This is a genomic window from Dyella nitratireducens, assembly GCF_014642835.1.
Lineage (GTDB): Bacteria > Pseudomonadota > Gammaproteobacteria > Xanthomonadales > Rhodanobacteraceae > Dyella_B > Dyella_B nitratireducens.
The window spans coordinates 574,381-588,387 of record NZ_BMJA01000003.1 but is presented as its reverse complement, the minus strand read 5'-3'; the positions used below and the strand labels follow the sequence as shown (position 1 = coordinate 588,387).

The 14,007-nt window shown below is 60.5% G+C and carries 12 protein-coding genes; 8 read left to right on the top strand and 4 right to left on the bottom strand.

Annotated elements, in window-relative coordinates; all coding sequences use genetic code 11:
• Nucleotides 1–513: 513 nt before the first annotated feature.
• Both IEX75_RS18455 and IEX75_RS18450 read left to right on the top strand, forming a co-directional pair.
• Nucleotides 514–2,133 carry a glycoside hydrolase family 28 protein gene (locus tag IEX75_RS18455; RefSeq protein ID WP_188796437.1) on the top strand — a complete coding sequence of 540 codons (1,620 nt, stop codon included), beginning with the start codon at nt 514–516 and terminating at the stop codon, nt 2,131–2,133.
• Nucleotides 2,134–3,003: 870 nt separating this feature from the next.
• Nucleotides 3,004–4,044, top strand: a complete 1,041-nt coding sequence (locus IEX75_RS18450) for an AraC family transcriptional regulator (RefSeq protein ID WP_188796435.1) — start codon at nt 3,004–3,006, stop codon at nt 4,042–4,044.
• A gap of 203 nt (nt 4,045–4,247) precedes the next feature.
• On the opposite strand, the gene IEX75_RS18445 is transcribed toward IEX75_RS18450, so the two are convergent.
• From IEX75_RS18445 to IEX75_RS18430, 4 genes are read right to left on the bottom strand one after another with little or no spacing between them, the layout of a single operon-like run.
• Complete coding sequence (locus IEX75_RS18445) at nt 4,248–4,778, bottom strand: GTP-binding protein (RefSeq protein ID WP_188796433.1); 531 nt, start codon at nt 4,776–4,778, stop codon at nt 4,248–4,250.
• A complete protein-coding gene (locus IEX75_RS18440) occupies nt 4,771–5,703 on the bottom strand; it encodes a hypothetical protein (RefSeq protein ID WP_188796431.1) in 933 nt (310 codons plus the stop codon). The genes IEX75_RS18445 and IEX75_RS18440 overlap by 8 nt, the downstream gene beginning before the upstream one ends.
• A 39-nt stretch (nt 5,704–5,742) precedes the next feature.
• Nucleotides 5,743–6,102 (bottom strand): roadblock/LC7 domain-containing protein, encoded by a 360-nt coding sequence (locus IEX75_RS18435; protein WP_188796429.1) that lies wholly within the window; start codon nt 6,100–6,102, stop codon nt 5,743–5,745.
• Between the two features lie 45 nt (nt 6,103–6,147).
• Nucleotides 6,148–6,666 (bottom strand): roadblock/LC7 domain-containing protein, encoded by a 519-nt coding sequence (locus tag IEX75_RS18430; protein WP_229720947.1) that lies wholly within the window; start codon nt 6,664–6,666, stop codon nt 6,148–6,150.
• A 387-nt stretch (nt 6,667–7,053) separates the two neighbouring features.
• Between IEX75_RS18430 and IEX75_RS24235 the strand changes: the two genes are divergently transcribed.
• From IEX75_RS24235 to IEX75_RS18400, 6 genes are all read left to right on the top strand, one after another.
• Nucleotides 7,054–7,470 carry a type IV pilin protein gene (locus IEX75_RS24235; protein WP_188796424.1) on the top strand — a complete coding sequence of 139 codons (417 nt, stop codon included), beginning with the start codon at nt 7,054–7,056 and terminating at the stop codon, nt 7,468–7,470.
• 3 nt (nt 7,471–7,473) lie between these two features.
• Nucleotides 7,474–7,986 carry a pilus assembly FimT family protein gene (locus IEX75_RS18420; protein ID WP_188796422.1) on the top strand — a complete coding sequence of 171 codons (513 nt, stop codon included), beginning with the start codon at nt 7,474–7,476 and terminating at the stop codon, nt 7,984–7,986.
• The gene (locus IEX75_RS18415) at nt 7,970–8,419 is read left to right on the top strand and encodes a type II secretion system protein (protein WP_188796420.1); all 450 of its coding nucleotides are present in this window, start codon (nt 7,970–7,972) and stop codon (nt 8,417–8,419) included. The genes IEX75_RS18420 and IEX75_RS18415 overlap by 17 nt, the downstream gene beginning before the upstream one ends.
• Nucleotides 8,398–9,348, top strand: coding sequence for a PilW family protein (locus IEX75_RS18410; protein WP_188796418.1), 951 nt, complete (start codon nt 8,398–8,400; stop codon nt 9,346–9,348). Before IEX75_RS18415 ends, IEX75_RS18410 begins: the two co-directional genes overlap by 22 nt.
• Nucleotides 9,348–11,537, top strand: coding sequence for a hypothetical protein (locus tag IEX75_RS18405; protein WP_188796416.1), 2,190 nt, complete (start codon nt 9,348–9,350; stop codon nt 11,535–11,537). Before IEX75_RS18410 ends, IEX75_RS18405 begins: the two co-directional genes overlap by 1 nt.
• 83 nt (nt 11,538–11,620) lie before the next feature.
• On the top strand, nt 11,621–13,987 hold the full coding sequence (locus tag IEX75_RS18400) for a winged helix-turn-helix domain-containing protein (protein ID WP_188796414.1): 2,367 nt from the start codon (nt 11,621–11,623) through the stop codon (nt 13,985–13,987).
• The last annotated feature ends 20 nt before the right edge of the window (nt 13,988–14,007 follow it).

Below are 14,007 nucleotides of genomic sequence, written 5' to 3'. Positions count from 1 at the left end.
ACGAGCGGCGGCGCGGAAGCTTCCATCACACTGCGCTTGTTCGACGCTCCGGCAGCATGGCTGCCGGAGCGTTTCTTTTTGCGAGTGTAATTTCGAAGGCTACGCGCAGAATTGTCAGTTAAGGACAATGTGAAAAATCACCTGACAATCGTGATTTATGTGATTTATGAGAGCCATCAATAAAAGTCGTTGTGCGCATCGCTAGCATGTGTGCATCACGGCAGCGGCGCCATGGCGCTGACTTGTCACGCACACGACTCAGGGGGCTGATGGTGCGGGAACAACGAGTGCCTGCTGGCATGGCTACATGTGCGCGGCGGCTGCGCGTCGGGCAAAACATGTCATAGCGTCGACATCGTTAGCTGTCTGGCTCGAATGTCCTTCGGTCGGTCCATCGTGAGACCGATGCATCGATCCCTTCCATTGTTTTCACGAGTGCATGCGCGGCGCTCTGAGTCTTGTTGCGCCGGTTTTGAAAAAAATCTTTGTTGTACCCACCCATCGGAGCATTGCATGAGAGCACGTCCCTTATCGCAGAAAGTATTGTCTCGCACGGTTTGCGCTGTGCTGGGAACGGTTGCGTTTGCCTGCGCGGCGCAAACCACCAGCCTGCAGACGCCGTGGGGCACCACGGTCAATGAACCGTTGCTGCCTGCTGCCACGGCAGTGTGCGCTGTTGTCAAAGCCACGCAGACGCCGGTAAACGGCTTGCTGCCGGCTTCGCTCGATAGCGATCCGGCCAAGTCGGCGCCAGACACCGCCAGCATGCAGGGCAAGATCAATCAGTGCGCCTCGGGCGAAGCGGTGCATCTGGTGCAAGGTGATGCGGGTCAATCCGGCTTCCTGATCGGGCCGATCACGCTGAAGTCCGGCGTGACGCTGTGGATCGACAAGGGCGTGACCGTGTTCGGTTCGCGCAATCCGGCTGACTACGACAATGGCGTGGGTCTGTGCGGCATTGCCAACACCGATGCCACCGCGTCGTGCAATGCGCTGATCAGCGCGAGCAAGGTGACGGGTGCCGGTATCGTCGGCGAGGGTGTGATCGATGGACGCGGTGGCGCCGTGCTTACCTCCGGCCAGAATGCCGGCGTGAAAACCTGGTGGGATGTTGCCTATCAGACCAAGACTGCCAATGTGACGCAGCACAATCCGCGCCTGCTGGACGTGGAAGGCGGCAGCAACTTCACGCTGTATGGCGTGACGTTCCAGAACTCGCCGAACATGCATGTCGTGCTCGACAAGCTCGATGGCGTGACGGCGTGGGGCATCAAGATTCTGTCGCCGAGCGCGGCTTATACGCAGGGTGCGTATGCTTGCCCGAAGAACACCACGCCTGACCAGGTGTCCGGAACCTACGCCACCTGCTTCACGCCGGATACGGTGAAGAACACGGATGGTTTCGATCCGGGCGAATCCAGCCACATCGTGCTGGCGTATTCATACATCAGCGACGGCGACGATCACGTGGCGGTGAAGGCCGGTTCGGGTACTGGTTCGCAGCATCTGCTGTTCGCACACGATCATCTGTATTACGGGCACGGCCTGTCGGTCGGCAGCGAAACCAACACCGGCGTGAGCGATGTGACCGTGCAGGACCTGGTGGTGGATGGCCACGACAGTCCCAATGGCGTGGGTATTCGCATCAAGTCCGATGCATCCCACGGCGGCGTGGTGAATGGCGTGACCTATCAGGGCGTGTGCATGCAGAACGTGCGCCAGCCGCTGGTCTTCGACAGCTACTACAGCTCTTCCAAGGGCAAGAAGTATCCCTGGTTCAGGAACGTCACGATCAATGGCCTGCATGACCTGGGCAGCGTGGCTTACGGTGGTGGCCAGGCCGTGTTCGCCGCCTATGCGAAAGAACCGCTGCAGATCGCGTTGAGCAACGTGCAGTTCGATGGCGCACAGCCGACCACGTACATGAAGGGCCACAACGGCAGCCCGAGCGTGTTGCCGGCCAATACGGTTTTTACCTTCGGGCCGGGCCCAGTCAGCTTTGCGCAGGATCTGACGCAGCAGCACGGTACGGGTGTGTCGTTCGACGGTTCCATCACCGCGAGCCCGGCGCCGGTGGATTGCAGCCATGCGTTTGTGAAGTTCAGCAGCGTGCAAGCCAACGCGCCGATCTGATCGGGAACCATCGTGCCGCGGCCGTCGGTCGCGGCACGATCGTAGGTTGGGGTGCAAACCCCAACTTTGGGTTGGATGGAGAAGGCGATGTTGGGGTTTGCACCCCAACCTACGCGCTGAATCGAAGGTGCTCGGATAGGCCGCAACCAGCGGCGCGATAAAAACGGGGCCGACAAAGCCAGACAACACGCTCTGCCGGCCCCGCCAGTCCAACCGGAGACTCTGCGGGAGAAAGCCACATCAGTTTCAGAGTCGGGAACTCGCCGCGATTCGCGCCATGAAGTCCGCGAAACCGCATGGACGGAATGGATGCGGCGAGTGATTGGGTGGATGGGAAGTGTAGGAGCCGGCACGACGGAATCGCAGGGCCTGGTGGGACACATTGCTGTGCTTAGGGGCCGTTGTGAGGGACGCTGCGGCCCGGAACCATACATACATATGTATGAGCGTGCTCGTAGGTTGGGGTGCCAACCCCAACATGGAGGGCGACGTTGGGGTTGGCACTCCAACCCACGACGATTAGGCAATCCGGCCGATTCGGAAAAACGCAGGCATCGGTCACTACAGGTCACCGCTTGTCCGAAGGGGTCATATATCCCTGAAACGACCGGACAAGCCCATGACCCGTCATCACCAGACATGACAGGCCATGTTCCGGGCTGTTTTAGCCGGCTCGAACGGCGCGAATCCAGTGCTTTTTTGTACGCCTAACTTGCTGATTTAAAAGCTTGTCATGGCAAACGCATAGTCCGCATAGGCAAAGCGCATGCGTGACATGACATCCGTCCCGATGATCCACACCGCTTCCGAGGGTGACAGGTCGAAACTGGGTCGGCCGGCCTTCGGAGATTGAACACAGAGGGCTGGGTCATGAACGAGTGGTACCGGGGCGACGTCTCGGCGGAATATGCGATTGGGTTGCTTGAGTACCTTGAGCTGTTGGGTATCGGCGTGGATCAGGCATTGGCCGACACGGGCATCGGATCGGCCCAGTTGGAAGGCGATTTGCGTCTCACCACGCAACAAGACGCGGCGTTGAGTGAAAACGCGGTGCGCCTGACCGGCGAACAGGGTCTCGGCTTCGAGCTCGGCCTGCGCTGCACGCTGACCTGGCACGGCATCCTGGGACTGGGGCTGATGAGCTGCCGCACCCTGCGTGATGCGCTGCGCCTGTGGACCGGCTATCTGGACGTGCGCACCACCTCGTTCTGCATCTACCTGCACGAACACGACGGATTGGCCGAGCTGAACATCCAGGACCTGGCCCCCGGCGCCCTCATGCGCAACTTTGCGCTGGAGCGTCTGGCCACCATGACGGCACGCCTTTCCACCCACCTGACCCAGCAGGAGTTGCCGGAAGTGGAGATGTGGTTCAAGGACGAAGAGCCGTCCTACGCCGCCACTTACGCCGATCGCCTGCCGAAGGTGCGCTTCTCCACCGGGCTGTGCCAGGTACGCATGCCCAGCACCTACCTCGATCTGCCGCTGTCCACCGCGCACACGCTGGTGCTGAATCAGGTGAAACAGCATTGCGAGCGCGAGCGCATCTCGCTCGGCCAGAACAACTGCCTGATCGCGCGCATCAAGGGCTTGTTGCCGCTGGAAGACGGCACGTATCTCGGCATGGAAGAAGTGGCGCAGGCCTTGTGCATGTCCAGCCGCACGCTGAAGCGCAAGCTGCGCCATCTGGGCTTCAACTTCCGCCAGTTGGTGGACGAGGCGCGCAAGCAGGAAGTGTTGCGTGATGTGTTGAATACGACGATGACGATCGATGAGATTGCCAATCGCCGTGGATATTCGGATGCGGCGAATTTGACGCGTGCATTCCGGCGTTGGACGGGGGAGTCGCCGAGTCAGTATCGGGCGAAGTTGCCGTACAAGTTGGAGCGGGGGATGGCGCAGGTGGCGTGATGGTGAATGCAGAGGTTGGGGTGCAAATCCCAACATCGCTATGCATGTAGCTTGATGTATGTAGCTTGCGTTGAGCGTCGATCTTTAGCGAGCCGTCATTCCGGCGAAGGCCGGAATCCATCGCCAGTACGAAGCATGGATTCCGGCCTTCGCCGGAATGACGGTGAGGAAGGGGAGAGAGGACTGGTTTGCCGGAAGCGGTGTCACAGCAAATACAACAACGCCCGCACCAACTGCCGCACCTGCGCCGGATCGCGCGGATCGATACAGAACATCGGCACGTACAAACTCATCCGTCGCGCGAGCGCGTACATCGTTTCCATCGAAAAGCTGGGGGTGATATCGCTCTTGCTGATGCCGATCACGAACTTGAGGCTCGGGTCGATGCGCGCCAGCTGTTCGACCACCGTGCGGCAATCCTGCGCGAGGGTTTGCGAGGAGGCATCAAGCAGCAACACGGCGCCGAGTGCGCCGGGGCCGACGATCGGGCCCATGAAGTCCAGGTAGTCCTGACCCGGCAAGCCATACACATGCAAGGTCTCGTCCGGGTTGAGTTGGATGGTGCTGTAGTCGAGCGCAACTGTCGTACTGGTTTTTTCGCTGGACCCGGCATCCGTCCATGGCACTTCCGACGACACGGGAGGGGTATCGGAAATGGCGCGAATCGCCGTGGTTTTACCGGAGCCAAGCGGGCCTGCGAACAGGAGTTTGATCGTCTTTTCAGAATCAAGCATGCGAATAACCGAGCTTCAGCCCGAAGTGCCGTGCTACGCGTTGAATGAGGGAAGAGGCCGTGGAAGCTGCCGCAGGCGGCGCAGCGAATGTCACCGTGCTGCCGTCGGCGCAAGCGAGCGCGCCACTGGCCAGCGTCGCCCAGAAGAACGCATTGATGTGGTGGGCGGCGATGCCGGTGTGTTGCGCCAACGCATCGGCCGACCAGGCGGAGCGTTGCAGCAGCGCGGAAAGGCGCAGCGCTTCTTCGTTCTCCGTCACGCTGCCAAGATCGGGCCAGCGCGTAAGCCGATACAACTTGCCGCCGAGCGAGGGCAGGCTGGCCCGGTGCCTCGCACAGGCATTGATAAGAAAGCTTTCCAGGCTGCGCGATACCAGCCACTCGTTGGCATAAGGATCGTTCGCAGGGCGCACCACGCACAGCCAGGCGTTTTCCAGCAGGCGCGTTTCCGCTGCCGGCACGTCGCTGACCGAACGCGTGATGATGCGGCCCGCGGCATGCCGCAAGATCAGTGCAATGCTGCCGCGCTTTACCAAGAGATCCTGATGGCAGCCGGCTTCGCGGATGCAAATGCCCAGCAAGCCTTGCACGTCGTCGGAGGTCGGTTCCGACGAAGGCTGCAGCTTTTCTTGCAGCGCCCGTGCAATGGCGGCGGCGGGAGCGTCCCGGTCGAGTTTCGAAGGGTAGGATGTTTCGCTATCGCCGCTGCGCGGAAAAACCATCACTGGAAGATTGCGCCGCGCCGCCACTTCATAAGCCAGGCGGCCATGGCCACTGTCGATGTCGACGATCAGGATGTCGCTTTCGTTGCCCCGCCAGTCCTGGATGTCGACGTGGATTTGCGAGGCAGCCAGCAATCCGCACGCCAGCGACAAGCGCAATGCCAGCTCGTCGGAGAGACCCGCCGTGCCGAGCTTGATATGCATGGTATTTGCTTCCGTCATGATGCAGCCGGGCGCTTTCGATCAAGAAAAGTCGAGCGTCTTCTCGAATGCTTTCAAGTGATGGCGCGCCATCGCCAGGTTCGACTTCTGCCGATCGATGATCACGTACAGGAACACGTGCTTGTTGGTCGCCAGTGGACGAATGAGGTGGTACTGGCGCTCGAGGCTGATCAGGATGTCCTCGATCGTGTCGTTGAGTTTCAACGCCGCGGCCACCTTGCGCTTGGCGCGCACCACTTCGGCATTGCCGGCCGCGGCCAATTCCAGGTCGATGTCGGCGAGGCTGTCGCCCGCCATCAGCATGCCGCTGTCGTCGTCGACCAGGGCGCCGGCGATGTAACCGTCGATGGTGCGCAGCGTTTCAAGGCTGAAATGACTCATGTTGTTCGTTCCGTACGCAAGAGGAGGAAGGGGAGTGAGGCGTGCTTACGTCATGTTCTGCACGTGGGAAGAAATGCGCGTGGCCAGATCCAGCGCCAGGCGGCGCGAAAGCGCCAGCAGGATGTTGTGTCCCACGCCGATCGCCAGCGCCAGCGGGTGGCGTGGATCGGCAATGCGCACGAAGATGCAGGTGTACTGGTCCATCGACACCACGGTGGATTGGCAACTGCCGGCAGCAAGCTCGCGCGCCAGCGATTCGCACAAGCCCAGCAGCGAGCCGGCCATGGCTGCAATGCGATGGCCATCTTGCTGGATGGAAGAACGCATGCTGATCAGCCGCGCATCGGCCGTAGCGACCACGGCAAGACTGATTTCAGGATAGTTCTGGCAAAGATCGGCCAGCTCCCGGTCGCAAATCGCGCGGAGCTCCGCCAGCCTTCGAAAGGTGGCATTGGCGACAAGAGGTTCGTGCATGTGTTTCAACCAGGCGGCGGCGTAACGGTCGTGACTGTAGGGAGTCGTGATGAGCGCGGTGCGATATCCATGCCGCTGCAGTGCGCTCATCGTGGTGTGGTGCGCATGATCGCTTTACGTATGGATGACGACCATCGCCTTTGCGGGTCGATTAACTGTCACTTGAGGTCATCGGCGCCCGGTCGCGCAAATAACGGGGAAAAATTATGTGTCGCATGTCCCACTGTGACAGAGATTGGGTTGGGTAATGCCATGGTTTGCTTGGCAGCACAGCTCTACGATTCTTAACAATCGGAATCGAGCAAATCATCGCCATCCGGTACCGGAAACGTTGCGAAGAAAACGCTGTAAAAAACTGTAGAAAAATGGCTTGTGCATGTCTGGCACGCATCGTTCGCTGCCGCGTGGCACGGTTAGTTGGCCGTGCAGGCTGCAAGACGATGCTCACGTGACATAAGTAAGTTAGGGGAAATCCTTATGAACAGTACGCGCTCGCAGCGCGGCTTCACCTTGATCGAGCTGATGGTGGTGATTGTGATCGTCGCCATCCTGGCGGTGATCGCGGTGAATGCCTACGGCAATTACCTCACCCGCGCGAAAGTGCAGGCAGCGAAGGCTGATCTGATGGCGCTGGCGCTCAATCTCGAAAACGAGTTGCAGCGAAATCTGGTGTATGGCAGCCACGGCAGTATTACGACCGACGACATCAAGGGTTTCTATAAGGGTTGGTCTCCTTCGCAAGCGGCCAATTTTACGTACACGCTCAAATCCACGGCGACGTCTTACACGCTGACGGCGCAGGGTATTGGCGGCTCGCTTGCAACCTGTCAGTTGACGCTGGACAGCACTGCAACGGGTTCCGTTTCCGGCTGCGGTTCCATAACCACCTGGTGAGCCATGACGATACGCAACAGGGGCGTAGCGCTCGGCTTCTCGCTGATCGAGCTGATGGTGGTCATCGGATTGGTGGCCTTTCTTCTCACATTGGGCGTGCCGCTGGCGCGTGAATGGGTGCAGTCCGCGCATCAGCGTGACAGCGCAGGCAAGCTGGCCGAAGCGCTGGGGCGCGCGAAAGCACTGGCGCTGCGCAATCCGCAAGCGTTGACCGACCAGAGCTTGCCGGCCGCTGCCGTGTGCTTGATCGGACAGCAACTGAGTGTCGTCGGTGCGGATACGAACAAGCAGATTGCTTGCACCAACCAGTCCGACTGGACGCAGCAAATTTCGTCGGATGCGTCGGTCGTGCTGACCAATACGAATATTCCGTTCCAATGCGCGGCCTATAACGAGCGAGGGGTGTTGCTGGTGACGTCGTTGTCCGGCCTCTCGTGCATGCAGGCATCGCCAAACCACGCATACGTTGACGTCAATGTTGGTTCGGAGGAGGCATTCAATGTATTTCAGCCGTAAACCAAGGTCGCAACGCGGCGACGTGTTGCTGGAAGCATTGATCAGCGTACTCGTGATGGGTTTCATTGGCGCAGGTACGGCCTACGCGGTGGGCCGCATGACGGTGAGCGCAAAAAACACGCGTGTCGACGGCGTGGCGGCGAGCCAGATGCGCTTGCTGCTGCAGCAATACGGATCGACGCTTTGCCCGGGACAGGCCAACAACGCCCAAGCCAAGATCACCTTGCCGCTGACTAATACGTCGTATCCCGTACAAGTGCAGTGTCTCCCGGGCAGCTCGATCACCGTGGGCGGCATTGCCGTGACGCAGCCTTCCAGCGTGGTGTTGTGCATTCCTCAGAGCAACACGGCTTTCGACGGCTCTATCGTGGTGGGAACGGACGCCTCTGCCATTGCGACGGGAGTGACGGCATGCGCTACCAAGCAAAGCTGATCGCTGCACGCGGGCGGTCTACCGGTTTCACTCTGATCAGCACGCTGGTGGGTTTGGCCGTCGGGCTGATCAGCATCGCTGCCATGCTGACGCTTTATCGCAACCTGGTTACCGAAGCGCGCAGTATCAACGAACAATCCTTGCGCGATGGGCAGGTGGCGACCAGTTCGCTGGCCGCGCAGGAGGAAATCCAGCAGGCGGGCTTTGGCATTGCCGGAGCCGCGGTGGGTACTGACCTGGTGGTGTTGAGCAATGCCACGTTGACGACCGATAGCAAGCTCAAGGGCACTGCGTTGACCTCCTACAGCGCGGCGGCCAACGGCAATGCGGTGATTTGGGGCTTCAACCCCACGGCGGCAACTGGCACGATCGATCCTGCGGGCTATATGTGCGAAGGGCTGATCGTCACCGCGGACGGTCTGCAGTTACTGCCGCCGACGAGTTGCAAGAGCGCCGCCAATTGGCAGAGCGTGACATGGAAACCCCAGCAGCTTGCACCGACAAAAAGCCTGGGGCCACTGTCGATGTTCCAGGCCAACGCGGGCAGTTGCTGGCCTTATCAGCAGCAGACCACGTCAGGCAGCAGCCTGCAGCTGAGTTATTACCTGCCGACGCAACAGCAGGCGAACAGTGGGCAGACCAATCTTCCCGGCAGTTCCGGCGATTCGAGCAGCGGTTCGAGCAATTCAGGCGACGGTAGCCAACACAGCGACAACGGCCAGGGCAACGACTACGGCGCCGACAAGGGCAACGGGAACGGTGGATCAGGTTCTTCCGGTTCCTCCGGCGGTTCATCGGGTTCCTCCGGATCTTCCGGTGACAACCCCGCCGGTTCGTCCACCAGCGCCACGTCAACCAGCTCCGCCGTCACCAACGTGCCGACCTTCTCGGTATGCCTGCCCAATTTCCAGCAGCAAGGAACCAACTAATGCGACGTGCCAAGCAACACGTCTCGCCGTCGCGCCAGCGAGGCGTGATGAACCTGCTGCTGGTCTTGCTGGTGGGTTTGGCGATGACCGTCACCACCATGGGCGTGGTGCACACTGTGCGCAGCTCGCAGGAAGGGCAGCTCAGCCTGCACTCGATCACGCCTGCGCAAGGTTCCACCTGGATGGATGCGGAAGTGGTGCGCCGCTATCTCGCCGCGGCGAACATGGCCACGTTGAAATCCGGCCCGTTGCAGGTTTCTGGCGATGACATGACCGTCACCATTCTCAACATCAAGCCGACGTCGTCCAGCTCGGGTACAAGCGGTACGACCTACCAGGTGGTGGCGAACATCACGGCCGGCGCGGCCACGGGAACGCCAGCCGCCAGCAAGGCCACCCTGCAGGTGGTCTATAACGTCACGCCGAATGCGACCAAGGGAACCGGCAGCAACAACAGCAACGGGAATGCTTCCGTCAATGTCGACACGCTCAACTTCTACAAGGATTTGAATCTTACCGGCGGCATCACCGTGCTTGGTGGCGCGCAGAACGCCAACTTGAACGTGCAGGGCAACGTGACACTGGACAATGCCACGATCACGGGCGTCAACAGCATCCGCTCCACCGGCAACGTGACGGTGGGCAGCGGTATTCACGTCAATCAGATTTATGCCAATGGCGATGTTACGGTGACGGGCGCCGCGAGTGCCGATCTGATCAATGCATTGGGCAACGTCACCATCGACGGCGGCGCCAATCCGTTCGTCATCCAGGCCAACGGGTCGGTGACTTTCAATGGCGGCAATGCCACCAGTGTCACCGCGATTGGCGACGTCAACGTGCCGGCCGGCGGCGTGAAGATCGGTACCATCACCACTCAGGGCAACGTCGATTGGACGGGATCGGGCGGTAGTGTTTCCACCATCCAGGCCAATGGCAATGTGATCTATGACGGTGGTAACAACCAGACCAGCATCACCGCCGGTGGCAATGTCACCTTGAACGGCGCTGGCGTGGCAACCGTTACGACGCCAGGCAATGTGTTCGACAACGTCAACGACGGCGAGAGCACAACGATCAAGGCCGGCGGCGATCTCACGCTCAATAGTTGGCAGCCCGGTTCGGCGACGATCGGTGGCAAGTTCAACAACGTTTTGAATCGTTCTTCGGGGTTCACCGTTACGCAGCAGTCCGGCTATGTCGTGACCGTACCGACCATTACCATTACGCCGCTGCCGCCGGTCACGATTTCCCAGCCAGGCATCGACGCTTACGCATTGCAATCGCTCGCCAACTATCAGTTTCAGTTCGTGCAAGGCGCCATCCAGGTAACGGTGTCGAATGTCGCCAATATTCCTAACGGCACGTATTACCTGGGCTGGTATCCGGGCTCATCCTTGAATGGAGCGCCCTGGCGCGGCTACGAGGATTTTCTGTGCACCAAGCTGGTTCCCAATAGCGTGAACAACGGTATCGGTCAATGCCTGGAGCCGGTGACGCCGGCGCATACGATTTGCCAGGGCCAATCGGAAGAGAACAATTGCTTCTCCTATAACAATGGTGTGTGGACCCTCAGCGGCAAGAGCCTGGCGCGCGGCATCCTGTGGTTCCAGGGCGATCTCGATTTCAACGGCGGCTACTACCTCGATACGGCGATTGCCACCGGCAACATCAACACCGCTGGTGCGTTTCGCATCGATGCACCGAATTACGCCGGCTACGACGAAATGTGCGCCAACGTCACGCCCGCAGGACTCACCTTGGACGCGACACAGCAAGCGGATTTCGCCGGCATGTATCCGACCAATCTGTGCGATACCGCCAACAAGCAGCTGTTCGACAATTCGATCGGTAACGTCGCCTTGCTGGCCGGCGGCTATGTCGACGGCACGTTCTCCGGCGGCGATATCAACGTGGGTGCGAGCTCGGTGATCAACGGCAGCGTGATGGCCGGCAACGTGCTCAATACCGGCGGCAGCACCACCATCAACGGTTCGATCACCGCGGCTGCGCAGAACCCGAACGACAACACGCCGAACAACATCAGCGGCGCCACGCTGATGAACATGAATCAGCTGCCCGGCACCTACAAACCAGGCACCGTACCGTGCATGCAGAGTTGTACCTCGGCCACGGCGGGTTCCAATGGCAGCAATACCAGCACGATTACCTGGACACGCTATTTATAAAGCTATGCGATGTCGCCGCAGCAAGGCGCTTCGGCGACGAGGCAACGTGGCAGTCGCACCGTATGAAACAAGGGGCGTGATCCGTGGATGGTAGACTTCAGGCCATGGGGACCCACGTTTACTATTTCGGCGATTTCTCGCTCAATCCTCTTACCAGGGAATTGCGCCGAAACGATGAACCGGTCGTCTTGGCAGCGAGCGCGTTCGACTGCCTGGTCTATCTGATCGAACACCGCGAGCGCCCGGTAGGTCGGGACGAACTTATTTCCGCGGTGTGGGGACGCGCGGACGTCAGCGACAACCTGCTTGCGCAAACCATCGTGCGCTTGCGGCGTGCGTTGGGCGATGCGGGCACCGAGCAACGCTGCATCAAAACGATGGCGCGCGTGGGCTATCGCTGGATGCTGGAGACCTCGGTGGAGGTCCAGTCTGCCGGGTCGACGATGCCTGTGCCGGAGCCGGAATCGGATGATGCAGGCGCCATCGTTGTCGACGCGCCTGAGCAACGCGTGCGGCGCCCGTTCTTGCTGGCGCTGGCGCTTACCTTGATCGTTGCGACCGGCTACGTGGTTTGGCAGTTCTCGCAGCCCAGGCAGGCGCATTCGCCGATGCATTTCAACCAGGGTACGGCCATCGTGCTGCCGGTCGAGGTGCAGGCATCCGACGACTGGCAATGGCTGCATCTTGGGCTGATGGATCTGATCTCCATGCAGCTGCGTCAAGCCCAGGTGCCGACCGAGAACAGCCGGGACGTGCTCAACATGCTCAAGCAGGCAGACACGGCGACCAGCGCTCAGTTGGCGCCATTTGCGCTGGTGGTGACGCCACGCGTCGCGCTGTCCGATAACCGGTGGCATGTACATCTGGATGCCAAGGCCAAGGATGGTCGCGATTGGCAGGCAGAATCCTCATCCGAGGATGTGCTGGCCGCCGCGCGCGCAGCCAGCGATCTGCTGCTGGCGCAGCTTGGCTTCAATGCCGAGCCCGGGAACATGGCAGGTGGCGGCGAATCGCAGCAGGAATATCTGTTACGTGTTCAAGCCGCGCAGCTGGCGGGGCAGCCTCAGCTTGCCCATCAGCTGATCGACAAGGCGCCGCCGCCGCTGCGCCATACACCCGAACTGGCCTTTGCGCAGGCTCAGCTTTATTGCGTGGAAGGGAATATCGACGCGTGCGAAACATCGCTGACCGATCTGCGCAAGCAACTGTCTCCTGCCACCCAGCCAGTGTTGCGCGGCAAGGTGCTCACGGCGCTATGGTTTCCCTATCGGCGCAGGGATCAGTTGGATAAAGGAGAAACGGCGCTCGACGAAGCGGTGCGGCTGCTGCAGGGCCAGAAGGACGCCGATGCACTCGCCGAGGCCTATCTGGATCGTTCCCACCTGGAGAATTACCAGGGCAAGTTGGACGAAGCGAGTGCCGATCTCGGCCGCGCCCGTATCAATTTCGCCTTGGCCGGCGATACGGTCGGCCAGGCGAGGGTGGATCGCGCGATGGGCGAAATCGCCATCGAGCGTGGTCAGTTCGGTACGGCGCTGCCTTTATTGCAGCGTGCTTACGATCAATATCAGCGCATGGGAATGCGGCAGCTGCTTTCGTCGGCGCTGGATGCGATGGCCGATGCACAGAAAATGTCGCTGCAATATACCGACGAACTGGCGACCACCGACCGCTTCTGGCCATTCGACCAGAAACATATGGATTTTGTGGACAACTACACGCGTCACCAGCTCAGCAAAACGCGCGCTGTCGCGCTGGCCGACAACGGCCATACAGCGGATGCAACCAGCCTGCTCGAGCACACGCTGGCCGATGCGAATGCCGATGTGGAAGCTGGCCTGCGTGCGGAGACGAACATGCTGCTGGCCAAGCTTGCGTTGCAGCGTGGCGATGATCGAGCCGCGCTGTCATGGATAAGCAAAGCCTTGCAAGGATCGGTGCTTGAGGCGTACGACCAGCGCGATTACGCCGAAGCTTGCTATATCCATGCCGTTGCTTTGCAGCGCGCCGGCCAGACGGATGAACTCAGGCGCGCCGTATCCGCGATGCAAGCGTGGGTGACCAGCCTGTCGAAACCCGATGATTGGGTGGCGATTTGGTTGCTGCGCGCGAAAGCCGTGCAAGCCTGGGGTGAAGGGCAGCGCGAGCAGTCACTGGCGCAGCTGAGGCTTGCCATGACCGCGGCGGATTCGTCGGGTGTGCCGGAGTTTATGGTGGGTGTCGGCCAGTCTTATGCCTTGGCTTTGCTGGCTGCGGGGCATACCGATCAGGCGGCGGCGGTGAGTGGTCAGCTTTCCACTTGGAGCAACGTGGATTGGCGTGCCGCTCAGGTGGAGGCGAGTGTGTTTCAGGCGCTGGGGCAGGGGGATCCGGCGCAGACGTCGTGGAACAAGACACGGAAGCTGGCAGGCGACAGGCCCATAGAGACATCGCTGGCGATGGTTTTCTGAATGGATGAGGCATTTGTAGG

Excerpts from the sequence above, each read along its gene's own strand:
- IEX75_RS18455 (WP_188796437.1), top strand. The coding sequence starts at position 514 with ATGAGAGCACGTCCCTTATCGCAGAAAGTATTGTCTCGCACGGTTTGC.
- IEX75_RS18450 (WP_188796435.1), top strand. The coding sequence starts at position 3,004 with ATGAACGAGTGGTACCGGGGCGACGTCTCGGCGGAATATGCGATTGGG.
- IEX75_RS18445 (WP_188796433.1), bottom strand. The coding sequence starts at position 4,778 with ATGCTTGATTCTGAAAAGACGATCAAACTCCTGTTCGCAGGCCCGCTT.
- IEX75_RS18440 (WP_188796431.1), bottom strand. The coding sequence starts at position 5,703 with ATGCATATCAAGCTCGGCACGGCGGGTCTCTCCGACGAGCTGGCATTG.
- IEX75_RS18435 (WP_188796429.1), bottom strand. The coding sequence starts at position 6,102 with ATGAGTCATTTCAGCCTTGAAACGCTGCGCACCATCGACGGTTACATC.
- IEX75_RS18430 (WP_229720947.1), bottom strand. The coding sequence starts at position 6,666 with ATGAGCGCACTGCAGCGGCATGGATATCGCACCGCGCTCATCACGACT.
- IEX75_RS24235 (WP_188796424.1), top strand. The coding sequence starts at position 7,054 with ATGAACAGTACGCGCTCGCAGCGCGGCTTCACCTTGATCGAGCTGATG.
- IEX75_RS18420 (WP_188796422.1), top strand. The coding sequence starts at position 7,474 with ATGACGATACGCAACAGGGGCGTAGCGCTCGGCTTCTCGCTGATCGAG.
- IEX75_RS18415 (WP_188796420.1), top strand. The coding sequence starts at position 7,970 with ATGTATTTCAGCCGTAAACCAAGGTCGCAACGCGGCGACGTGTTGCTG.
- IEX75_RS18410 (WP_188796418.1), top strand. The coding sequence starts at position 8,398 with ATGCGCTACCAAGCAAAGCTGATCGCTGCACGCGGGCGGTCTACCGGT.
- IEX75_RS18405 (WP_188796416.1), top strand. The coding sequence starts at position 9,348 with ATGCGACGTGCCAAGCAACACGTCTCGCCGTCGCGCCAGCGAGGCGTG.